The 19,842-nt window shown below is 74.2% G+C and carries 20 protein-coding genes; 14 read left to right on the forward strand and 6 right to left on the reverse strand.

Going from position 1 to position 19,842, the window contains the following annotated elements; translation table 11 throughout:
- Window positions 1–27: 27 nt before the first annotated feature.
- Entirely contained in the window at window positions 28–309 is a 282-nt protein-coding gene (locus AC2CJA_RS04715; RefSeq protein WP_484601375.1) for an HPr family phosphocarrier protein, read from the reverse strand.
- 137 nt (window positions 310–446) lie between these two features.
- Between AC2CJA_RS04715 and AC2CJA_RS04720 the strand changes: the two genes are divergently transcribed.
- The 4 genes from AC2CJA_RS04720 to AC2CJA_RS04735 all read left to right on the forward strand — a co-directional run bounded on the left by AC2CJA_RS04720 (window position 447) and on the right by AC2CJA_RS04735 (window position 5,861).
- On the forward strand, window positions 447–3,251 hold the full coding sequence (locus AC2CJA_RS04720; RefSeq protein ID WP_484601376.1) for a bifunctional acetate--CoA ligase family protein/GNAT family N-acetyltransferase: 2,805 nt from the start codon (window positions 447–449) through the stop codon (window positions 3,249–3,251).
- Between the two features lie 29 nt (window positions 3,252–3,280).
- Entirely contained in the window at window positions 3,281–3,874 is a 594-nt protein-coding gene (locus tag AC2CJA_RS04725; RefSeq protein ID WP_484601377.1) for a DUF5998 family protein, read from the forward strand.
- A complete protein-coding gene (locus AC2CJA_RS04730; RefSeq protein ID WP_484601378.1) occupies window positions 3,874–5,073 on the forward strand; it encodes an alkaline phosphatase family protein in 1,200 nt (399 codons plus the stop codon). The genes AC2CJA_RS04725 and AC2CJA_RS04730 overlap by 1 nt, the downstream gene beginning before the upstream one ends.
- A 101-nt stretch (window positions 5,074–5,174) precedes the next feature.
- Entirely contained in the window at window positions 5,175–5,861 is a 687-nt protein-coding gene (locus tag AC2CJA_RS04735) for a thymidine kinase (RefSeq protein ID WP_484601379.1), read from the forward strand.
- 33 nt (window positions 5,862–5,894) lie between these two features.
- Here AC2CJA_RS04735 and AC2CJA_RS04740 read toward each other — a convergent pair whose 3' ends face one another.
- Window positions 5,895–6,716: a VOC family protein gene (locus AC2CJA_RS04740; RefSeq protein WP_484601380.1), complete on the reverse strand. Its 822-nt coding sequence runs from the start codon at window positions 6,714–6,716 to the stop codon at window positions 5,895–5,897.
- Window positions 6,717–6,974: 258 nt separating this feature from the next.
- On the opposite strand from AC2CJA_RS04740, the gene AC2CJA_RS04745 reads away from it, so the two are divergent.
- Window positions 6,975–7,826 (forward strand): sulfurtransferase, encoded by an 852-nt coding sequence (locus AC2CJA_RS04745; protein ID WP_484601381.1) that lies wholly within the window; start codon window positions 6,975–6,977, stop codon window positions 7,824–7,826.
- A gap of 52 nt (window positions 7,827–7,878) precedes the next feature.
- Here AC2CJA_RS04745 and sepH read toward each other — a convergent pair whose 3' ends face one another.
- Together sepH and AC2CJA_RS04755 are read right to left on the reverse strand one after the other, a co-directional pair.
- On the reverse strand, window positions 7,879–8,940 hold the full coding sequence (gene sepH / locus AC2CJA_RS04750) for a septation protein SepH (protein WP_484601382.1): 1,062 nt from the start codon (window positions 8,938–8,940) through the stop codon (window positions 7,879–7,881).
- 444 nt (window positions 8,941–9,384) lie between these two features.
- On the reverse strand, window positions 9,385–10,728 hold the full coding sequence (locus tag AC2CJA_RS04755; RefSeq protein ID WP_484601383.1) for a D-arabinono-1,4-lactone oxidase: 1,344 nt from the start codon (window positions 10,726–10,728) through the stop codon (window positions 9,385–9,387).
- A gap of 142 nt (window positions 10,729–10,870) precedes the next feature.
- Between AC2CJA_RS04755 and AC2CJA_RS04760 the strand changes: the two genes are divergently transcribed.
- Window positions 10,871–11,983, forward strand: coding sequence for a ferrochelatase (locus tag AC2CJA_RS04760; RefSeq protein WP_484601384.1), 1,113 nt, complete (start codon window positions 10,871–10,873; stop codon window positions 11,981–11,983).
- A 168-nt stretch (window positions 11,984–12,151) separates the two neighbouring features.
- Window positions 12,152–12,952: an inositol monophosphatase family protein gene (locus AC2CJA_RS04765; protein WP_484601395.1), complete on the forward strand. Its 801-nt coding sequence runs from the start codon at window positions 12,152–12,154 to the stop codon at window positions 12,950–12,952.
- A 100-nt stretch (window positions 12,953–13,052) separates the two neighbouring features.
- Here AC2CJA_RS04765 and AC2CJA_RS04770 read toward each other — a convergent pair whose 3' ends face one another.
- Entirely contained in the window at window positions 13,053–13,229 is a 177-nt protein-coding gene (locus AC2CJA_RS04770; protein WP_241712674.1) for a hypothetical protein, read from the reverse strand.
- A gap of 402 nt (window positions 13,230–13,631) precedes the next feature.
- Here AC2CJA_RS04770 and AC2CJA_RS04775 point away from each other — a divergent pair, with 402 nt between their 5' ends.
- The 4 genes from AC2CJA_RS04775 (at window position 13,632) to AC2CJA_RS04790 (ending at window position 17,204) form a co-directional block, all read left to right on the forward strand.
- Window positions 13,632–14,285 (forward strand): response regulator transcription factor, encoded by a 654-nt coding sequence (locus AC2CJA_RS04775; RefSeq protein ID WP_484601385.1) that lies wholly within the window; start codon window positions 13,632–13,634, stop codon window positions 14,283–14,285.
- Window positions 14,286–14,291: 6 nt separating this feature from the next.
- Complete coding sequence (locus tag AC2CJA_RS04780) at window positions 14,292–15,569, forward strand: sensor histidine kinase (protein WP_484601386.1); 1,278 nt, start codon at window positions 14,292–14,294, stop codon at window positions 15,567–15,569.
- A gap of 442 nt (window positions 15,570–16,011) precedes the next feature.
- Window positions 16,012–16,311, forward strand: a complete 300-nt coding sequence (locus tag AC2CJA_RS04785; RefSeq protein ID WP_093662716.1) for a DUF4193 domain-containing protein — start codon at window positions 16,012–16,014, stop codon at window positions 16,309–16,311.
- 14 nt (window positions 16,312–16,325) lie between these two features.
- Window positions 16,326–17,204, forward strand: a complete 879-nt coding sequence (locus tag AC2CJA_RS04790; RefSeq protein ID WP_484601387.1) for a hypothetical protein — start codon at window positions 16,326–16,328, stop codon at window positions 17,202–17,204.
- Window positions 17,205–17,280: 76 nt separating this feature from the next.
- Here AC2CJA_RS04790 and AC2CJA_RS04795 read toward each other — a convergent pair whose 3' ends face one another.
- Window positions 17,281–17,736, reverse strand: coding sequence for a DUF3093 domain-containing protein (locus AC2CJA_RS04795; protein WP_484601388.1), 456 nt, complete (start codon window positions 17,734–17,736; stop codon window positions 17,281–17,283).
- Window positions 17,737–17,794: 58 nt separating this feature from the next.
- Between AC2CJA_RS04795 and AC2CJA_RS04800 the strand changes: the two genes are divergently transcribed.
- Genes AC2CJA_RS04800 through AC2CJA_RS04810 form a run of 3 tightly spaced genes read left to right on the forward strand, consistent with a single transcriptional unit; the run spans window position 17,795 to window position 19,729 of the window.
- Window positions 17,795–18,379 carry a PaaI family thioesterase gene (locus AC2CJA_RS04800; RefSeq protein WP_484601389.1) on the forward strand — a complete coding sequence of 195 codons (585 nt, stop codon included), beginning with the start codon at window positions 17,795–17,797 and terminating at the stop codon, window positions 18,377–18,379.
- Complete coding sequence (gene dut, locus AC2CJA_RS04805; protein ID WP_484601390.1) at window positions 18,376–18,936, forward strand: dUTP diphosphatase; 561 nt, start codon at window positions 18,376–18,378, stop codon at window positions 18,934–18,936. Before AC2CJA_RS04800 ends, dut begins: the two co-directional genes overlap by 4 nt.
- Before the next feature lies 1 nt (window position 18,937).
- Window positions 18,938–19,729: a DUF3710 domain-containing protein gene (locus tag AC2CJA_RS04810; RefSeq protein ID WP_484601391.1), complete on the forward strand. Its 792-nt coding sequence runs from the start codon at window positions 18,938–18,940 to the stop codon at window positions 19,727–19,729.
- The last annotated feature ends 113 nt before the right edge of the window (window positions 19,730–19,842 follow it).

Raw genomic sequence — 19,842 nt, forward strand, 5'->3', positions numbered from 1 at the left:
CCGGCCGGCCCCGCCGGGCCGGGTGGCTCAGACGGCTCCGGGCAACTCGTCCAGCCCCTCGGAGACCAGCTTCGCCAGCCGGTCCAGAGCGGCGTCGGCGTCATCGGCGCCGGAGGCCAGTACGATCTCCTGGCCGCCCTCCACTCCCAGTCCCAGCACCGAGAGCACCGAGGCGGCGTTGACCGGTTCGCCGCCCGGCCTGGCCACGGTGACGGGGACGCCCGAGGAGGTCGCGGCGCGGACGAAGACCGCGGCGGGGCGGGCGTGCAGGCCCTCGGGCCAGCCGACGGTGACACGGCGCTCTGCCATGGTGTTGCCCTTCGGGGTCGAAACGGATCGGACCGGCGGGCCCGGGGCCCGGCCGGGCCCAGCTTCGCACAGGCGGACGCCCGGGAAAGGGAGCCGACACCTCCGCGATCCGGGGGCCGGTGACTAGGCTGACCCCCATGCGGACGCCGAGCGAGCCTGCCTACCCCGCCCACTGGGAAGCCGACGTGGTGCTGCGCGACGGCGGCACGGCCCGGGTCCGCCCCATCACGGCCGAAGACGCCGAGCGCCTGGTCAGGTTCTACGAGCAGGTCTCCGACCAGTCGAAGTACTACCGCTTCTTCGCCCCCTACCCCCGTCTCTCCGACCGGGACGTGCGCCGCTTCACCCACCACGACTACGTCGACCGGGTCGGCCTGGCCGCCATCGTCGGCGGCGAGTTCATCGCCACCGTCCGATACGATCGCATAGACGCCACCGGCCGTCCCGCCTCCATGCCCGCGGACGAGGCCGAGGTCGCCTTCCTCGTCCGCGACGACCACCAGGGCCGCGGGGTCGGCTCCGCCCTGCTGGAGCACATCGCCGCCTGCGCCCGCGAGCGCGGGGTGCGCCGCTTCGTCGCCGAGGTGCTGCCCGCCAACACGAAGATGGTCAAGGTCTTCACGGACGCCGGCTACTCCCAGAAGCGCAGCTTCGAGGACGGTACGGTCCACCTCACCTTCGGTATCACCCCGACCGAGCAGTCCCTGGCGGTCATGCGGGCCCGCGAGCAGCGGGCCGAGGGCCGTTCCGTGCAGCGGCTGCTGTCCCCCGGCGTGGTCGCCGTCATCGGCGCCAGCCGCAACCCGGGCGGGGCCGGGCGCACGGTCCTGGAGAGCCTGCGCGCGGCCGGCTTCACCGGCCGCGTCCACGCCGTCAACCGCGCGCTGGAGGAGGGACGCGCCGAGATCGACTCGGTGCCCGCCCACCGCTCGGTGCGCGACATCCCCGAGCCCGTGGACCTCGCCGTCGTCGCCGTCCCCGCCCGGGAGGTGCCCGGAGTGGTCGACGAGTGCGGGAGGCGGGGCGTGCAGGGGCTGGTCGTCCTCTCCGCCGACTTCGGCCGCGACGCGCAGCGCGAACTGGTGCGGCAGGCCCGCTCGTACGGGATGCGGATCATCGGGCCCAACGCCTTCGGACTGATCAACACCGCCCCGGACGTCCGGCTCAACGCCACCCTCTCGCCCGAGACGCCCGAACGCGGCCGCATCGGGCTGTTCACCCAGTCCGGGGCCATCGGCATCGCCGTGCTCGCCGGGCTGCACCGCCGCGGCCGGGGGGTCGGCGGCGTCTCCACCTTCGTCTCGGCCGGCAACCGCGCCGACGTCTCCGGCAACGACGTGCTCCAGTACTGGGACGACGACACCGATACCGACGTCGTCCTGATGTACCTGGAGTCCTTCGGCAACCCCAGGAAGTTCAACCGCCTGGCCCGGCGCACCGCCGCCCGCAAGCCGATCGTCGTGGTCAAGGGCGCCCGCCACAACGCCAGCGCCCCGCCGCCCGGCCACGCCGTCCCGGCCGGCCGCACCCCCGACGCCACGGTCTCCTCGCTGCTGCGGCAGGCCGGGGTCATCCGCGTCGACACCGTCACCGAACTCGTCGACGCCGGTGTGCTGCTGGCCACCCAGCCGCTGCCCGCCGGCCCGCGGGTGGGCATCCTGGGCAACGCCGAGTCGCTGTGCCTGCTCACCTACGACGCCTGCCTGGCCCGGGGCCTGCGCCCGCAGCCCGTCACCGACCTGACCACCGAGGCCACCCCCGGGGACTTCGGACGGGCCCTGGCGGCCACCCTCGCCGATCCGGCCACCGACGCCGTCGTGGTCACCGCCATCCCCTGGGTGGACGGCAGCCATGGTGCGGGGGACGCGGCCCTGCTGGCCGAGTCGCTGGCCCGGGCGCTGCGCGAGTCGGCCGGCGCCGCGGACGCCGGTGGGGGTGGTGATGGGGACGGCGCCCCGGACACCGCGGGAGCCGCGAACGCCCCGGCCAAGCCGGTGGTCGTGGTCCATCTGGCCATCGAGGGCCTGGACGCCGCCCTCGCCGAGCACCGCCTGCCCGCCTACCCCGCCCCCGAGCGTGCCGTGGGCGCCCTGTCGGAGGCGGTCCGCTACGCGCAGTGGCGGCGGGAGTCGGCCGAACCCGGCAGGGTGCCCGAGTACGACGACATCGACGAGGCGGCCGCCGCCGCCCTGCTGACCCGGGTGCGCGAACCGGACCGCGGCGCACTCCGCAGCACCCCCCTGAGCGGTGAGGAGACGGCCGGGCTGCTGGGGCACTACGGCGTGTCGGTGCAGCCCGTCCTGCCCGCGTCCGACGCCCGCGCCGCCCGCGCCGCCGCGAAGAGGCTGGGCTACCCCGTGGCCCTGAAGACCACCGCCCCCCACCTGCGCCACCGCCCCGACCTGGGAGGCGTACGACTGGACATCGGCAGCGAGGCCGGACTGCGGCGCGCCTACGCCAGGATGACCGAGCAACTGGGCGAGCCCGCCGAGCTGCGGCCCGTCATCCAGGCCATGGCGCCCCGCGGCGTGGACACCGCGGTGAAGGCCACCGTCGACCCCGCCATCGGCGCGGTGCTCTCCTTCGGGCTGGCCGGTCCGCCCTCGGAACTGCTGGGCGACGTCGCCCACCGGCTCGTCCCCGTCACCGACCGGGACGCGGCCGAGCTGGTCCGTTCCATCCGCTCCGCGCCCGTGCTGTTCGGCTGGCGCGGCGCCCAGCCGGTGGACACCGGCGCCCTGGAGGAGCTGCTGCTGCGCGTCTCCCGGCTGGTCGAGGACCACCCCGAGGTCGTCTCCGTCGACCTGGAGCCGGTGGTCGTCGCCGCCCGCGGGCTGACCGTCCTGGACGCGGCCGTCCGCGTCGCCGAACCGCCCGCGCCCTTCGGCACGGCCCACCCCGCCTGGGCCGACCTCGGCCCCCGGCGCCTGCCCGCGTACTGACCCGCCCCGGTCCCCGTAGGATGGGCCGCATGGCGAAGACCGGTACGACGACCCAGGGGCTGCGCACGGCCATCGAGCGCAGCGGCTACTACCCGGCTCTCGTGGCCGAGGCGGTCGAGGCCGCTGTGGGCGGCGAGCCCGTCTCCTCGTACGTGGTCCACCAGGAGACGACCTTCGACTCCAACGAGGTCCGCCGCCACGTCACGGTGCTGGTGCTCACCGACACCCGGTTCATCGTCAGCCACACCGACGAGCAGCCCGCCGACGGCACCTCCCCCTCGCCGTACGCCACCACCTCCACCGAGTCGGTGAAGCTGGAGCGGATCTCCTCGGTCGTCCTCAGCCGCGTCGTCGCCAACCCCGAGTCGTACACCCCCGGCACCCTGCCGCGCGAGGTCGTCCTCACCATCGGCTGGGGCGCCGTCTCCCGCCTCGACATGGAGCCCGCCAACTGCGGCGACCCCAACTGCGAGGCCGACCACGGCTACACCGGCTCCCTGACCGCCGACGACCTCTCGCTGCGGGTCAGCGAGGCCGGCGACGGACCGGACACCGTCCGCCAGGCGCTCGCCTTCGCGCAGGCGCTGTCCGAGGCCACCGCGGCGACCGCCGGCGCCCGCTGATGGTCCAGTCCCTCCCGCACGGCCCGGCCGCCCACGACCCGGCCCCCCTGAACCCGCGCACCGCGCCCGTGCCGAGCTACGGCGACGCCTCGCTGGCCGACCTGCTGCCCGCCGTCGCCGCCGGACAGGGCGTGCCCGGACTGTCCTCGGGCCTGGAGCTGGAGCCCGCCGACCGCGTGTGCGTCTTCCTGGTGGACGGCATGGGCTGGGAACTGCTGGCCGCCCACCCCGATGAGGCCCCTTTCCTGGTCTCCCTGCTGAGCACTTCCCGCGGCGGCGCCGGACAGCCCCTCACCGCGGGCTTCCCCTCCACCACCGCCACCTCGCTCGCCTCCGTGGGCACCGGCCTGGTGCCCGGCGCCCACGGACTGCCCGGCTACACCGTGCTCGACCCGGCCACCGGCGGGTTGATGAACCAACTGCGCTGGCAGCCGTGGACCGACCCGTACCGGTGGCAGCCGTACCCCACCGTCTTCCAGCTCGCCGACGCCGCCGGCGTCGCCACCTGCCAGGTCACCGCCCCGCACTTCGAGCACACCCCGCTCACGAAGATCGCCCTGTCGGGAGGCTCCTTCCTGGGCCGGCTGTCGGCCGAGGAGCGCATGGACCTCGCCGCCGAGCGGCTGGGCTCGGCCGGCCGCACGCTGGTCTACACGTACTACGCCGAACTCGACGGCAGCGGCCACCGCCACGGCGTGGACTCCGACGACTGGCGCGGCCGGCTGATGTACGTCGACCGCCTCGCCCAGCGCCTGGCCGAGCAGCTCCCGCCGCGCTCCGCGCTCTACGTCACCGCCGACCACGGCATGGTGGACGTCCCGAAGGACCCGGACGCCCGCTACGACTTCGACCACGACTGGGAGCTGCGCGCGGGCGTCGCACGGCTGGGGGGCGAGGGCCGGGCCCGCCATCTGTACGCCGTGCCCGGCGCGGCCGGCGATGTCCACGCCGTCTGGCGCGAGGTCCTGGCGGACCGGGCGTGGGTGGCCACCCGGGACGAGGCGATCGAGCTGGGCTGGTTCGGGCCGGAGGTCGACGACCGGGTGCGCGGCCGGATCGGCGACGTGGTGGCCGCGATGAGCGACACGGCCGCCGTCGTCGCCACCGAGACCGAGCCCAACGAGTCCGAACTGATCGGTATGCACGGCTCGATGACACCCGCCGAGCAACTGGTCCCCCTGCTGGAGGTCCGCACGTAGCCCGGCGCGGCCAGGCCCGCCGGATCCGTCCACGGCCGCGCGCCGGTTCGCCGCGCGCACTGCCCCCACCCACGCCGACCGCCGAAAGGTTCCGCCTCCCCATGCCCGAACTGGTCTTCTTCGCCGGAACGATGGATTGCGGGAAGAGTACCCTCGCACTCCAGATCCAGCACAACCGCTCGGCGCGGGGACTGTCGGGGATGATCTTCACCCGTAACGACCGGGCGGGGGAGGGGCGGCTCTCCTCACGGCTGGGCCTGGTCACCGAGGCCGTCGAGGCCGGCGACGGTTTCGACTTCCACGTCCACCTGGTCAAGCACCTGACGGCGGGCGGGCGCACGGACTACGTGATCGCGGACGAGGCGCAGTTCCTCGCCCCCGGCCAGGTCGACCAGCTCGCCTGCGTCGTCGACGACCTGGGCATCGACGTCTTCGCCTTCGGCATCACCACGGACTTCCGCACCAGGCTCTTCCCGGGCTCGCAGCGGCTGATCGAGCTGGCCGACCGGATCGAGTCCCTCCAGGTCGAGGCGTTGTGCTGGTGCGGCGCCCGTGCCACCCACAACGCCCGCACGGTCGGCGGCCGGATGGTCGTCGAGGGCGCCCAGGTCGTCGTCGGGGACGTCGCCGGTGCGCGGGGCGCCGCCGGGGAGGACATCGGCTACGAGGTGCTGTGCCGCCGCCACCACCGGCGCCGGCTCACCGCCGCCGCGTCCCGGGCGGGGGCGCTGTCCCCGGACGTACTGCCTGTGGACGGCGCGGACGCCCCCGCCCTGCACCGCGGCTGAGCCCCCCTCACGGGAGGCCCGCCGAAGGGGGCTTCAGGAACCCCGGCGGCCCGTGTGGATCAGCGCGAAGGGCGCGCCCTCGCGGTCGGCGACCCGCGCCGTCCGCCCGTACGGGGTGTCGTGCGGCGGGAGCAGAACGCGCCCGCCCAGTTCGGCCGCCCGGCGCGCCGCCGCGTCGGTGTCGGCCACCTCGACGTACATCAGCCAGTGCGAGCCGCGGTCGTGCGGAAGTCCGTCCCCGACGCCGCGGATGCCGCCGACGATCCGTCCGTGCGCCGTCAGGGTCAGGCGGTCCGGTTCCGCGTCCGCACCGCCGGTGCCGTCCGCGCCCGTACGCTCCCCGGCGGGCTCGCTCTCCAGGCCGAACACCGTCTGGTAGAACTTCTCGACCGCCGACGCCCGGTGGGTGACCAGCTCGTTCCACACCACCGTGCCCGGACCGCCGCCCATGCGGGCTCCGGGCCGTGTGTCCGTCTGCCGTATCCCGAAGGACGCCCCGGCCGGGTCCGCCGCGATCGCCACGCGCATCGTCCCCTCCATGTCCAGCGGCCCCACCCCGACCGTCCCACCGCACAGCCGCACCAGCTCCGCCGCCTTGTCGGCGTCGTCGGCGGACAGGTAGGGAAGCCAGGCGGGCAGGCACTGCCTGCCCCGCGGCATCTGACCGATGCACGCGACCTCGCGCCCGTCGAGCAGTGCGCGGAAGTGCGAACCGGCCGGCCCCGGCCCCGGGCCCTGCTGGTACTCCCAGCCGAGCAACTCGTGGTAGAACTCCTGGCTCGCCGCCGGGTCGTGGGCCAGCAGGCTCAGCCAGGAGGGGGTGTCCGGAGCGTGTCGTGCCGCTGCCTCGGTCATCTGTTCACTTCTCTCCTCGGGACCGTCGTCGATGCGGTCGTCCGGTGATCTTCCGTGTACTGTCGGTTTCCATGGTCTCATCCGGCACCCGTACCGTGTGCGGGACCGGCCCGCCCGCCGAGGGGCGAGGCGGTCCTCCGGAGGAGAGCGGCGGGCGTACCGCCCCCCGGTCTCCCGGCCCGGTCCGCAGCCCGACACGGCCGGGCCGGGCCGGACGGCGGTGAGGACATACGGGAACGGCCGCGCGAGGATACGGCCATGGCAGTCATCGTCTCTCCTACCCAACTCGCGCGCGAACTCACCGGATCGCCTTCCGCGCCGCCTACCCCGCCCACGCTGCTCGATGTCCGCTGGGAGCTGACCGGCCCCTCCCGGCGCCCGGACTATGAGGCGGCGCACCTGCCCGGAGCCGTGTACATCGACCTGGACACCGAGCTGGCCGGCCCGGTGGAGGAGGGGACGGGCCGTCACCCGCTCCCGGATCCGGAGGTGCTCGGAGCGGCCATGCGCCGTGCCGGGGTCCGCCGGGGACACCCCGTGGTGGTCTACGACGGCGGTATGGGCTGGGCGGCGGCCCGTGCCTGGTGGCTGCTGCGCTGGGCCGGTCACGAGGACGTACGGGTGCTGGACGGCGGCCTCGCGGCCTGGGAGGGCCCCCTGACCGGGGAGGTGCCGCAGCCGCCCGAGGGCGACTTCGCCCCCCGGCCGGGCTCACTTCCCGTGCTCGACGCCGAGGGCGCGGCGGCCCTGGCCCGCACCGGGGTGCTGCTCGACGCCCGTGCGGGCGAGCGCTACCGCGGCGAGGTCGAACCGATCGACCGCGTCGCCGGGCACATCCCGGGCGCCGTGTCGGCCCCGACCACCGGGAACGTCTCCCGGGAAGTCCCCTACGCCTTCCGGCCCGCAGCCGAACTGGCCGCCCGCTTCGCCGGGCTGGGCATCGACGCGGACACCGAGGTCGGCGTCTACTGCGGTTCGGGGGTCTCCGCGGCCCACGAGATCCTGGCGCTGGCGATCGCGGGCATCGACGCCGCGCTGTACCCGGGCTCCTGGTCGCAGTGGTCCGCCGACCCCTCCCGCCCGGTGGCCACGGGCCCCGGACCGGGCTGAGGACCGGGGCGTCGCACACGCCCGGGGGCGGCGGGGCCCGCCGCCCCCGGGCCTATTCCTGCTTCTTGCGGCGCGTGCCGAAGACGATCTCGTCCCAGCTGGGGACCGCGGCGCGGCGCCCCGGACGGACGCCGTCCGCCTCGGCCTGGCGGTCGGTGTTGCCCGTGAGCCGGTCGCGGTGACCCGCCACCGAGCGCGGCATGAGCACATCGGCGTAGGCCGCCCCGGCGCTCGCCGCGGGAGCGGGTGGCTCCACCGCCTCCGGCTCCCCGGCCTCGTCCTCCGGCACGCCGTCGGGCGGGGGTGACTGCTCCGGTACCACCAGGTCGCCGCGGAAGCTGGGCACCGCCTCCAGCAGGCTGGTCAGCGAGTCACGCTCACCGCCCCCGTCCTGGCCCGCGGCCTCCGGCAGCTCGGAGTCGGGGGCGTCGGAGCGCTCCGCCCGGTCGAAGCGGTCGCGCGGCAGCCGCGCGATGCGCGGCACGAAGGGGAAGCTCGGCTCGGGAGTGTCGTCGCTCTCGCCGATCAGCGCCCGCGCCTCGTCGTCCACGGCCTGCACCAGCCGCCGCGGCGGGTCGTACGTCCAGCTCGCCGAGTGCGGCTCGCCGGCCACCCGGTAGACGAGCAGCACCTCCCAGGTGCCGTCGTCCCGGCGCCAGGAGTCCCACTGCGCCGTGTCCCTGTCGGCACCGCGCAGCATCAGCCGCTCGGTCACGGCCTCGCCGAGCTGCGGGCCGGTGCTCTCGCCGGGGCGGCGCACCGGCGTCTTGCGGGCCCGCTCGGCCATGAACGCGCGCTCGGCGAGCACCGGTCCCTCGAACCGCCGTACGCGGTCCACGGGGATGCCTGCGAGCTGGGCGACCTCCTCGGCTGTGGCTCCGGCCCGTATGCGGGCCTGGATGTCGCGGGGGCGCAGATGGCTCTCGACCTCGATCTCGATCTGGCCGAGCCTGGCACGGTCGTTGCGGACGGCGGCACGCAGCCGCTCGTCGATCGGGAGTGTGTACTCCGTGTTGTCGGCAGCCTTGAGCACCAGCCGTGTGCCGTCGTTGCTGACGGCCACGACACGCAGTTCGGGCATGGGAACCTCCCGGGTGGTGCCTGCCGACGTCACGTGCGTCGCTGCTCCCGCTAGACGAGTGTGGCGTGCCCGAGCGCAGCCTGCCACAACCGTGCCGACCTGCCCGGCGTGTCGGGCCCGCGCCCTGATCCGTCACTGTGGCACGGTTGCCTGTTGACCACGGAGAGTGACCTGAGTGGTGACTGTCCGTGGTACCGGCTGACCGGGGCCGGGGTCAGGGCTCGCCACACTACTCCATTGGTGCCACGCCGTTGGATCGGCACGCCGCCCAAGCTCTCACAGCGCCGGGGAGTTGAACACCGCGCCGGTCGTAAAAAGACGGCATCGAAAGTGTGGATCTTCACGGAATCCGCCGAAACGGAACCATCACCTTGGCCGGAAACCGTCCCACGGGGGCGGAGAGGAAGATACGTGCGATCCGGCCCGGTGGGGGGACGGACGGGGCGGCGGGCTGACGGCGGTGGTGCGGCGCCCGGCTCAGTCGCCCAGCACCCGCCGCAGGTGGTCGTTGCCGAACACCCGGTCCGGGTCGAGGCGGTCGCGCAGTGCGGTGAACTCCGTGAAGCGCGGGTAGACCTCGGCCAGGTAGCCGGCGTCGCGGCTGTGCAGCTTCCCCCAGTGGGGACGGCCGCCGTGCGCGACCATGATCTGTTCGGCGGCCGTGAAGTACCGCTCGTGCGGGGTGCCCCGGTACACGTGCGTCGCGATATAGGCGGTGTCGCGGCCCGCGGCCGTGGACAGCGCGATGTCGTCGGCGGGCGCGACGCGCACCTCGACGGGGAAGTTCACCCGCAGCCCCGACCGGTCGACCGCCGCACGCAGTTCGCGCAGCGCCTCCACCGCGGCCGCCCGTGGCAGGGCGTACTCCATCTCCACGAAGCGCACCCGGCGCGGCGAGGTGAACACCTTGTAGGGGATGTCGGTGTAGGTGCGGGCCGACAGGGCGCGGCCGGCGATCCGCGCGATGCCGGGGACGGCGGCGGGAAAGGCGCGGCCCACCGAGCAGGCGGCCCGGAAGACGCCGTTGGAGAGGAACTCGTCCTCCAGCCAGCCGCCCAGGCGCGGCAGCGGGTCGGCCGGACCGTCGCTGCGGTTGTTGCGCTTGGCGACGCAGCGGTCGGTGTGCGGGAACCAGTAGAACTCGAAGTGCTCGTTGCCGCGCACCAGGTGGTCGAAGTCCTCCAGCACCGCGTCCAGGCGCATGGGCTCCTCGCGCGCGGTCAGCAGGAACAGCGGCTCCACGGCGAAGGTGATCTCGGTGATCACCCCCAGCGCGCCCAGGCCGATGCGGGCCGCCGCGAAGACGTCCCGGTTCTCGCCGGCCCCGCCCCCCGAGCACCGCAGGACCGACCCGTCGGCCAGGACCATCTCCAGCGCGCGGATCTGGGCGGCGAGCGAACCGGAGTCGCGTCCGGTGCCGTGGGTGCCGGTGCCGACCGCGCCGGAGACGGTCTGCTCCATGATGTCGCCCATGTTGGTCAGGGACAGCCCCTCGGCCGCCAGCTCCTCGTTGAGCCGCTTCAGCGGCGTCCCGGCGGCCACCGTCACCGTCCCTGCCCGGCGGTCGATCCGGCGGACGCCGGTGAGGCGGTCGGGGCGTATCAGCACCCCCTCGGTGGCGGCCACGGGCGTGAACGAGTGCCCGGTGCCGGCGGCCTTGACCGTCAGGCCGTCCTCGGCCGCGCGGCGCACCACCTCGGCGAGCGCCTCGGTGGTGGAGGGCGCCGAGGTCCGCAGCGGGCGGGCGGTGGCGTTGCCCGCCCAGTTGCGCCAGGTCGGCGGTGCGGGCCGCCTCGTACGCCGTGCTGTGTGCGTGGTCATCGCTGACGGCCCTCCCCAGGGCTGGCGTACCGCGCGGACGGTGGACCCGCCGGCCGGAGGGGGATCATACTCTCGCAGGCCGTTTCCGGACCCACCGCGGGTCCGGGCCGTGGGCCCCGCGGCCGGATGGCAGGATCGAGACATGCCCGACGCAACTGACGCCCGTCCCCACGACGCCCTACTGCTGCTGTCCTTCGGAGGACCGGAGGGTCCCGACGACGTGGTGCCGTTCCTGGAGAACGTCACCCGTGGAAGGGGGATCCCGCGGGAGAGGCTGGAGGAGGTCGGGCAGCACTACTACCTGTTCGGCGGCGTCAGTCCGATCAACGCCCAGAACCGCGAGCTGCTCGCCGCCCTGCGCGAGGACTTCGCCGCGAACGGACTGGACCTGCCCGTCTACTGGGGCAACCGGAACTGGGCGCCGTACCTGGCCGACACCCTGCGCGAGATGGTCCTTGACGGCCGCCGCCGGATCCTGGTGCTGGCCACCAGCGCGTACGCCTCGTACTCCGGCTGCCGCCAGTACCGGGAGAACCTCGCCGAGGCCCTGGCCGCCCTGGAGGCCGAAGGGCTCCCGGTGCCGCGGGTGGACAAGCTGCGGCACTACTTCAACCACCCCGGCTTCGTCCGCCCCATGACCGACGGGGTGCTCAACGCCCTCGCGGAGCTGCCCGGGGACGTCCGGGCGGGGGCGCACCTGGTCTTCACCACCCACTCCATCCCCCTCTCCCAGTCCGAGACCTCCGGGCCGGACGGCGGCGCCTACGTCGCCCAGCACCTGGACGTGGCGCGGGTGATCGCCGGCGCGGTGCGCGAGGAGACCGGGGTGGACAGGCCCTGGGAGCTGGTCTACCAGTCCCGCAGCGGCGCCCCCCACATCCCCTGGCTGGAGCCGGACGTCTGCGACCATCTGGAGGCGCTGCACGAGCGGGGCGCTCCGGCCGCGGTGATGATCCCGATCGGGTTCGTCTCGGACCACATGGAGGTCCTGTACGACCTCGACACCGAGGCGATGGCCAAGGCCGGGGAGCTGGGCCTGCCGGCGGTGCGGTCGGCCACGGTCGGCGCCGACCCGCGGTTCCCCGGGGCCGTGCGCGACCTGGTGACCGAGCGCGCCGCCGCCGAGCGCGGCGAGCACCCCGAGCGCTGCGCGCTGGGCGCGCTGGGGCCCAGCCACGACGTGTGCCCGGTGGGCTGCTGCCCGGCCCGTACGCCGAAGCCCGCCGCCGCGGGCGCCGACAGCCCGTACGCCTGACATCCGCCCGACGCCCCGACGCCGCAGAGGAGAGCCGTGACCGACGCCGCAAGCCCCGCCGGGACCCCCGCCGACAACGCCGCCGGCAACCCAGCCGACAGGGCTGCCCGCAGCCCAGCGGGAACCTCCGCCGGGACCGGGGCGGGGACCGGCCGCGCGACCGCCGCCGTGGCGGACCCGCTCAGGAGGGAACTGCTGGGCCTCGCGCTGGAGGCCGCCCGCCGGGCGGGCGCACTCCTGAGTGAGGGCCGCCCCGCCGACCTGGGGGTGGCCGCGACCAAGAGCAGTCCCGTCGACGTCGTCACCGAGATGGACCTCGCCTCCGAGAAGCTGATCACCGGTTTCCTGTCCGACCACCGCCCCGGGGACGGCTTCCTGGGGGAGGAGGGGGCCTCCACGGAGGGCGACAGCGGGGTGCGCTGGGTGATCGACCCGATCGACGGCACGGTGAACTACCTCTACGGGCAGCCCGCCTGGGCCGTCTCGATCGCCGCCGAGCACCGGGGCGAGACGGTCGTCGGCGTGGTCCACGTCCCGCCGCGCGGCGAGACGTACCACGCGGTGCTGGGCGAGGGCGCCCGGCTGAACGGGGAGCGGGTGCACTGCCGGCCCTCGCCGCCGCTGGAGCAGGCGCTGATCGGCACCGGTTTCAACTACGTCGCCGAGCGCCGCGGGGCCCAGGCCGAGGTGGCCCGCCGCCTGCTGCCGAAGGTCCGCGACATCCGCCGTTCCGGTTCGGCCGCCATCGACCTGTGCGATGTGGGCGGCGGGCGGCTGGACGGCTTCTACGAGCGGGGACTGCACCCCTGGGACTTCGCCGCGGGCGATCTGGTCGCCCGGGAGGCGGGCGCCCTCACCGGAGGACGGCCCGGCTCCCCGCCGACGGGCGAACTGACGGTGGCCGCCTCCCCCGGGGTCTTCGGTGCGCTCCAGCCGCTGCTGGAGGAACTGGGCGCCTGGCACGAGTGAACGGTTCGGGTCCGGGCGGCAGGGACACCGGCCCTCCCCGCGCCGCGCGCACCGGTGCCCCGGGAGGTCTTCCACCCGGGGCACCGGTGCGCGGGACCGGTCAGACGCCGGTGGGGGCGCCGACCTCCACGCCGTACTCGGCGGCCAGACGGCGCAGATCCTCGAGCTCGGCCTGCTCGACGTCCACCAGGAAGTCGTCGCCCGACTCACGAGCGCGGATCAGGTCGGATTCCGTGGTCCGTATGCGCTGCAGAATGCCTGCGGTGAACGCGTCCATGGTGCGCCCCCTCGTCGTGGGTCGTCGGCACGGGGGTGTGCCGGGGGTGGGGCGATCACGGAGTGTTCCCCGAGCGGTCGGCCGACGGCCCTTCCCGGCTGGAAGAGGGGTCGGGACATGCCGTCTACAGGGCGTGATCGCGGGTGTACTGCCGTCTTCCCCATCTCAAACCTCAGAGAAACCTCAAGAAGGACGAAAATTCGGTGAACGGCCGGGACGGAAGTCCCTTACGGCCCGTTTACCGAGGTCGCGGGCACGATGGGCATGATGGAACAGGACGGGGCGCGCCCCCGTCCACAGGGCCGGGAGCCGCCCCTCTCCCGGTTCCGTACCGTTCCGGCGCCGTCGGCGGACCGCCGGGACGGCCCCCCGGCCCCGCGAACCGAAGGAAGGACATCACCCGTGCGCGTACTCGTCGTCGAGGACGAGCAGCTGCTCGCCGATGCCGTGGCCACCGGACTGCGCCGGGAGGCCATGGCCGTCGACGTGGTCTACGACGGCGCCGCCGCCCTCGAACGCGTCGGGGTCAACGACTACGACGTGGTGGTGCTCGACCGCGATCTGCCGCTGGTGCACGGCGATGACGTGTGCCGCGAGATCATCCGGCTGGGCCTGCCCACCCGGGTGCTGATGCTCACCGCCTCCGGCGACGTCAGCGACCGGGTGGAGGGCCTGGAGCTGGGCGCGGACGACTACCTGCCCAAGCCCTTCGCCTTCAGCGAGCTGACCGCCCGGGTGCGGGCGCTCGGCCGCCGCAGCACCGCGCCCCTGCCGCCGGTGCTGGAGCGTTCCGGCATCCGGCTGGACCCCAACCGCCGCGAGGTCTCCCGCGACGGCCGGCAGGTGCAGCTGGCCCCCAAGGAGTTCGCGGTGCTGGAGGTGCTCATGCGGGGCGAGGGATCGGTGGTCTCCGCCGAGCAGCTCCTGGAGAAGGCCTGGGACGAGAACACCGACCCGTTCACCAACGTCGTACGGGTCACCGTGATGACCCTGCGCCGCAAGCTAGGCGAGCCGCCGGTGATCGTCACCGTGCCCGGCTCCGGATACCGCATCTGAGCCCCCATGACACCCAGCACGCCCGGTACTCCCGGCCCCCCGCCCCAGCCCCCGGCGACCCCGCCCAAGCCCACCTGGGACCCCTTCCAGCCGGGCCGCTCCCACCCGTGGCTGCGGCCCACCATCCGCATACGCCTGACCCTGCTGTACGGCGGGATGTTCCTGATCGCCGGGATGGTGCTGCTGGCGATCATCTACCTGCTGGCGGCCCAGGCGCTGAAGGACGGCAGCCACCTGCCCTTCCAGATCATCGGCGTGCGGGACCAGACCACCGACGCCGTCTGCAGCCTGCCCAGCCGGGCGGACGGCGGGGAGCTGACCCCCCAGGAGCTGACCGCCGCCGTCCAGCAGTGCATGGAGAACCAGCGGCAGGCGGCACTGGAGGCCCTGCTCAACCGCTCCCTGCTGGCCCTGCTGGGCCTGGCCGTGGCCGCCTTCGCCTTCGGCTACGTCATGGCCGGCCGGGTGCTCTCGCCACTGGAGCGCATCACGCGCACGGCCCAGCGGGTCGCCGGCTCCGACCTGCACCGCCGCATCGAGCTGGACGGACCGGACGACGAGCTCAAGGAGCTGGCCGACACCTTCGACCAGATGCTGGACCGGCTGGACCGGGCCTTCACCGCCCAGCAGCGTTTCGTCGCCAACGCCTCGCACGAGCTGCGCACCCCGCTGGCGATCAACCGCACCCTGCTGGAGGTCCAGCTGTCCGACCCCGGGGCCCCGCCCGAGCTGGTCCAGCTCGGCAAGACGCTGCTCGCCACGAACGAGCGCAGCGAGCAGCTGGTGGAGGGCCTGCTGCTGCTCGCCCGCAGCGAGAACGAGATCGTCGACCGCAAGCCCGTGGACCTGGCCGAGGTCGCCTCCCAGGCCGTGGAGCAGGCGCGCGGTGAGGCCCAGGAGCGGGGTGTGGAACTGTTGAGCGTGTGCCGGCCCGCGTACACGCAGGGCAGCGGGGTCCTGCTGGAGCGGGTCGCCCTCAACCTGGTGCAGAACGCCGTGCGCTACAACGCGCCCGGCGACGGCTGGGTCTCGGTGGACACCCGGGCCCAGCCGGGGCAGGCGGTGCTGGTGGTGGAGAACACCGGGCCGGTGGTCCCGGCGTACGAGGTGGACAACCTCTTCGAGCCCTTCCGGCGCCTGCGCACCGAGCGCACCGGCAGCGACAGGGGCGTCGGCCTGGGGCTGTCGATCGTGCGGTCGGTGGTGCGGGTCCACGGTGGTGCGGTCACGGCCAGGCCGCGGGAGGAGGGCGGCCTGGTGGTGCGGGTCACCCTCCCCGTGTGACACCGCGGGCGCGGGGCGCGGAACGGGGGCGAGCGGGTCGGCGGGGCGATCGTGGAACACCACCGCCACGCCCGGCGTTATGCGGCGAAATCCGGGAATTCCTCCACTGCTCGTTCCGGTTGTGATCGATCACACACACGATTTTTCGGTCACACGTGTACGGCATCCCAGGCCCTGCCGAAAAATGCCGGAAAATCCATGTTTTTGCAGGTCGTGATCGTGGGAAAGAGGGGAGGCGGTGCGCGCAAAGTGGACATGAGGGCCGCCCGTGGCCCCCGGTCGACGGCCGACTCGGTCACCCCATCAGGGGCGCGGTTGGGTGTCGATTGAGTAACAGGGCTTGATGTGAGGCAAAATCTCCGCCTCAGGTCGGGCACAAGTCCGGCCTCTCGCGCGTTACGTGCGCTGGAGACACCACAGACACCCAGAGGGGGAGAGCGACATGGCGACCGACTACGACACTCCACGCAAGACCGATGACGACGTCAACGAGGACAGCATCGAGGAGCTGAAGGCCCGGCGGAACGACAAGTCCGCCTCGACCGTCGACGTCGACGAGTTCGAGCAGGCCGAGGGCCTGGAGCTGCCCGGAGCGGACCTCTCCAACGAGGAACTGTCGGTGCGGGTGCTGCCCCGCCAGGCCGACGAGTTCACCTGTATGAGCTGCTTCCTGGTCCACCACCGCTCGCAGCTGGCGGCGGAGAAGAACGGCCACCCCATCTGCCGCGACTGCGCGGCCTGAGCCGGGGCCGGCTGATGACGGCCGAGGAAGCACGTGACGCCGAGCGGGGCCAGGAAGGGGAGGCCTCGCTCGCGCCCGTACCCGGGTCCGCGCCCGCAGCCGCCTTCGGCCGCGGGCTGCGGCGGTTCCGTCCGCGCCGTCCGGCCGGCGCGGACGGCGCGGACCACGTGGCCGGCGCGCACGCGCCGGACGGCCGGAGTCCGCGGGAGCCGCGCGGGCGCGGCACGGTCAGAGCCTTTCTGGGCGTGGTGGCCGACCGCGTCGTCGACCTCGCCCCCAGGATCCCGGTGAGGGACCTGGCCACGCTCCGCCGGCAGTTCCCGGGCCTGGGGCCCGAGGAGATGGCCGACAGGCTGATATCGGGGGCCGTGAAGGGCAGCGCGACCGTCGGCGCCGGAGTGGGCGCCTCGGCGATGCTGCCCGTGCCGCCGGCGATGCCCGCCGAACTGGCCGCCGAGGTCGTCGGGGTGGCCGCGGTGGAGCTCAAGCTCATCGCCGAGCTGCACGAGGTCTACGGGCTGCGCCCGCCCGGCAGCGCCCGGGAGCGGGCCGCCGTGTACCTGGCCGAGTGGACCCAGGAACGCGGGATAGAGCCGGCCGTTCCCGCGACGTTCGGCGCGGCCTTCGGCAGCCACATGAGACGGCGGCTGCGCCAGACCCTCCTCAAGCGCACCATGCGCAACCTCCCCAACCTCACGCCCTTCATGATCGGCGCGGCGGTGGGAGCCCTGATGAACCGGCGCGACACCAGGAAGCTGGCGGAGACGATCCGCGGCGATCTGAGGAGGAGGCGGATCCCCTGGGACGCCGTCCCCCTGGAGGACCGCCCGGGGAAGATCATCCCCTCCCGGCCCGGACAGACCCCGCAGTACGCCCCCGGTGAGGACGGCTGACGGCCCGCTGCCCTCCCCGGCCCCCCGCCGCCCGGGCGCGGCCGATCCGGTCGGACCCCGGCCGCCCGGCGCGCGGTTACCGGCGCGCGGTCTCCAGAGCGTCGGCCAGTGCCCGCGGGCGCCGTGTGGACAGGTACAGGTACGGAGTGGGGTCCGCGGGGTCGGTGACCTCCACGCGCAGCGCCGTCGGCACATAGCCGCGCAGCAGCATGTACGCGCGGGGGTCGGCGCGGTGGGTGCGCCAGGCGCGGGCCTCCTCCTCGTCCAGGACGTGCGCCTCGCCCAGCGCGGAGACCGGCACCCGGGCGTCCCCCGCGACCAGCGAGTCCGCGAGCACGCGGATACGGGCCGAGCCGTAGGCGCTCACCGCCATCGCGCCCAGCGCCGCACCCGCCACCAGACCGCCCAGCAGGGGCACAGGGCCCAGGGGGAACAGGATCAGGCCCAGGGCGACCCCGGACAGGGCGGCGATCAGCCACCAGGGGCGCGGCGCGGTCAGCCGCTCGTCGTACAGCACGCCGGGAGGAAGCATGGCCCCAGCTTGGCACGCCCGCGACCGGCTCACCGACCCGGCGGTAAGGTCAGCATCCGTGAGTGCCACCAAGACATCCCTGACCCCACCGGACGACGCCGTTCCCCCGGTGCGTCACCCCGACGCTCCCGCCCCCGGAGAACTGTTGGGCGCCCACTACGCACAGTGCTTCGGCTGCGGCGCCGAGCAGCCCCACGGGCTGCACATCGACGCCCGGGCGGGCGAGGGGGTCAGCGTCACAGCCGAGTTCACCGTCCGCCCCGAGCACCAGGGCGCACCCGGTCTCGCCCACGGCGGACTGCTGTCCACCGCCATGGACGAGATCCTGGGCTCCCTGAACTGGCTGATGCACACCATCTCGGTCACCGGGCGCCTGGAGACCGACTTCCTCCAGCCCGTCCCCGTGGACTCCGTGCTGCACCTGGCGGCGCGTGTCACCGCCCGGCACGGGCGCAAGATCTACTGCACCGCCACCGGGCGCGTCGGCGGCCCCGACGGCCCTCTCGCGGTGCGCGCGGACGCCCTCTTCATCGAGGTCAGGGTCGAGCACTTCGTCGACCACGGCCGCAAGGAAGAGATCGAGGCCGCGATGGCCGACCCCGACACCGTCCGCCGGGCCCGTGCCTTCGAGGTGAACCCGTGAGCCGCGCCGGTCTGCCCGGGCGCGACCCCGTCGAGGTGCTGATCCGCCGCCTCGACCCCGAGGTGCCGCTGCCCGCCTACGCCCACCCCGGCGACGCGGGCTGCGATCTGGTCACCACCGAGGCGGCCGAACTGGCCCCGGGCCGGAGGGCCGTTCTGCCCACGGGGGTTTCCATCGCACTGCCCGACGGGTACGCCGCCTTCGTGCATCCGCGCTCCGGTCTGGCGGCCCGCTGCGGGGTCTGCCTCGTGAATGCCCCCGGAACCGTGGATGCCGGGTACCGTGGAGAGATCAGGGTGATCGTGGCCAACCTGGATCCGCGCGAGAGCGTGCGGTTCGAGCGGTTCGACCGCATCGCCCAGCTCGTCGTCCAGCAAGTCGAGAAGGTGCGCTTCCACGAGGTGGGGGAACTGCCGGGATCGGCGCGAGCGGCGGGGGGCTTCGGCTCCACGGGAGGCCACGCCGCACGGGACGGCACCGCACAGGACCACGCTGCACAGCACAACCATTACGCTGCGGTCGAGGCCGACGAGGCTGCCGACCTGAAGGGACAGTGACGTGTTCGGACGTCGTCGCAAGAAGAAGGTAGGGCCCGAGGGCGCCTCGGACGAGTTCGAGACGGAACGGTCCGACGAGAGCACCGACGCGTCGGACGGGTCCGCCGACGACACCGGCGGCGAGCAGACCCGGGTCAAACTCCCCCCGGCCCCCCGGCCGGACGGCCCCTGGGACGTGAGCGAGCTCCACGCCCCGGGCGAGGGCCGGGTCGACCTGGGTGGCATGTTCGTGCCCGGGGTGCAGGGCATGGAGCTGCGGGTGGAGGTCGCCGGTGACGCCATCGTCGCCGCGACGATCGTGCTCAAGGACAGCGCCGTCCAGCTCCAGGCGTTCGCCGCACCCAAGCGCGAGGGCATCTGGGACGAGGTGCGCGAGGAGATCGCCTCGGGCATCACCCAGAAGGGCGGGGTCATCGACGAGGCCGAGGGCCCGCTGGGCTGGGAGCTGCGCGCGCAGGTGCCGGTCAGGCTGCCCGACGGCAACAGCGGCATGCAGGTCGTGCGCTTCGTCGGTGTGGACGGCCCCCGCTGGTTCCTGCGAGGTGTCATCTCCGGCCAGGGCGCGGTGCAGCCGCAGGCCGCCGGGCTGCTGGAGCAGATCTTCCGCGACACGGTCGTGGTGCGCGGGGACTCCCCGATGGCGCCCCGCGACCCGATTGTCCTCAAGCTCCCCGACGACGCGCAGATGGTGCCCGACGGCGGCGTCCAGCAGGAGCAGGCGCAGGAGGGCTCCCGCTTCGCCGGCGGCATCGACAAGCTCCAGCGCGGTCCGGAGATCACCGAGGTCCGCTGACCCGGTCCGGACGGAGCCCTGCCGCCGCGCACGGCGGCAGGGCCGTGCCGTGGGGGGGGGGGGGGGGCGGGCCCCCCGCGCGGGGGGGGGGGGGCGGGGGGCCCCGCCCCCCG

It is taken from the genome of Streptomyces sp. ATLC9, assembly GCF_057196705.1.

What these genes read in the sequence shown, in the direction of transcription:
- AC2CJA_RS04720 (WP_484601376.1), top strand. Translation starts at nt 447, where the DNA reads ATGCGGACGCCGAGCGAGCCTGCCTACCCCGCCCACTGGGAAGCCGAC.
- AC2CJA_RS04715 (WP_484601375.1), bottom strand. Translation starts at nt 309, where the DNA reads ATGGCAGAGCGCCGTGTCACCGTCGGCTGGCCCGAGGGCCTGCACGCC.
- AC2CJA_RS04780 (WP_484601386.1), top strand. Translation starts at nt 14,292, where the DNA reads ATGACACCCAGCACGCCCGGTACTCCCGGCCCCCCGCCCCAGCCCCCG.
- AC2CJA_RS04760 (WP_484601384.1), top strand. Translation starts at nt 10,871, where the DNA reads ATGCCCGACGCAACTGACGCCCGTCCCCACGACGCCCTACTGCTGCTG.
- AC2CJA_RS04785 (WP_093662716.1), top strand. Translation starts at nt 16,012, where the DNA reads ATGGCGACCGACTACGACACTCCACGCAAGACCGATGACGACGTCAAC.
- AC2CJA_RS04770 (WP_241712674.1), bottom strand. Translation starts at nt 13,229, where the DNA reads ATGGACGCGTTCACCGCAGGCATTCTGCAGCGCATACGGACCACGGAA.
- AC2CJA_RS04740 (WP_484601380.1), bottom strand. Translation starts at nt 6,716, where the DNA reads ATGACCGAGGCAGCGGCACGACACGCTCCGGACACCCCCTCCTGGCTG.
- AC2CJA_RS04795 (WP_484601388.1), bottom strand. Translation starts at nt 17,736, where the DNA reads ATGCTTCCTCCCGGCGTGCTGTACGACGAGCGGCTGACCGCGCCGCGC.
- AC2CJA_RS04735 (WP_484601379.1), top strand. Translation starts at nt 5,175, where the DNA reads ATGCCCGAACTGGTCTTCTTCGCCGGAACGATGGATTGCGGGAAGAGT.
- AC2CJA_RS04790 (WP_484601387.1), top strand. Translation starts at nt 16,326, where the DNA reads ATGACGGCCGAGGAAGCACGTGACGCCGAGCGGGGCCAGGAAGGGGAG.
- AC2CJA_RS04730 (WP_484601378.1), top strand. Translation starts at nt 3,874, where the DNA reads ATGGTCCAGTCCCTCCCGCACGGCCCGGCCGCCCACGACCCGGCCCCC.
- AC2CJA_RS04755 (WP_484601383.1), bottom strand. Translation starts at nt 10,728, where the DNA reads ATGACCACGCACACAGCACGGCGTACGAGGCGGCCCGCACCGCCGACC.
- AC2CJA_RS04745 (WP_484601381.1), top strand. Translation starts at nt 6,975, where the DNA reads ATGGCAGTCATCGTCTCTCCTACCCAACTCGCGCGCGAACTCACCGGA.
- AC2CJA_RS04725 (WP_484601377.1), top strand. Translation starts at nt 3,281, where the DNA reads ATGGCGAAGACCGGTACGACGACCCAGGGGCTGCGCACGGCCATCGAG.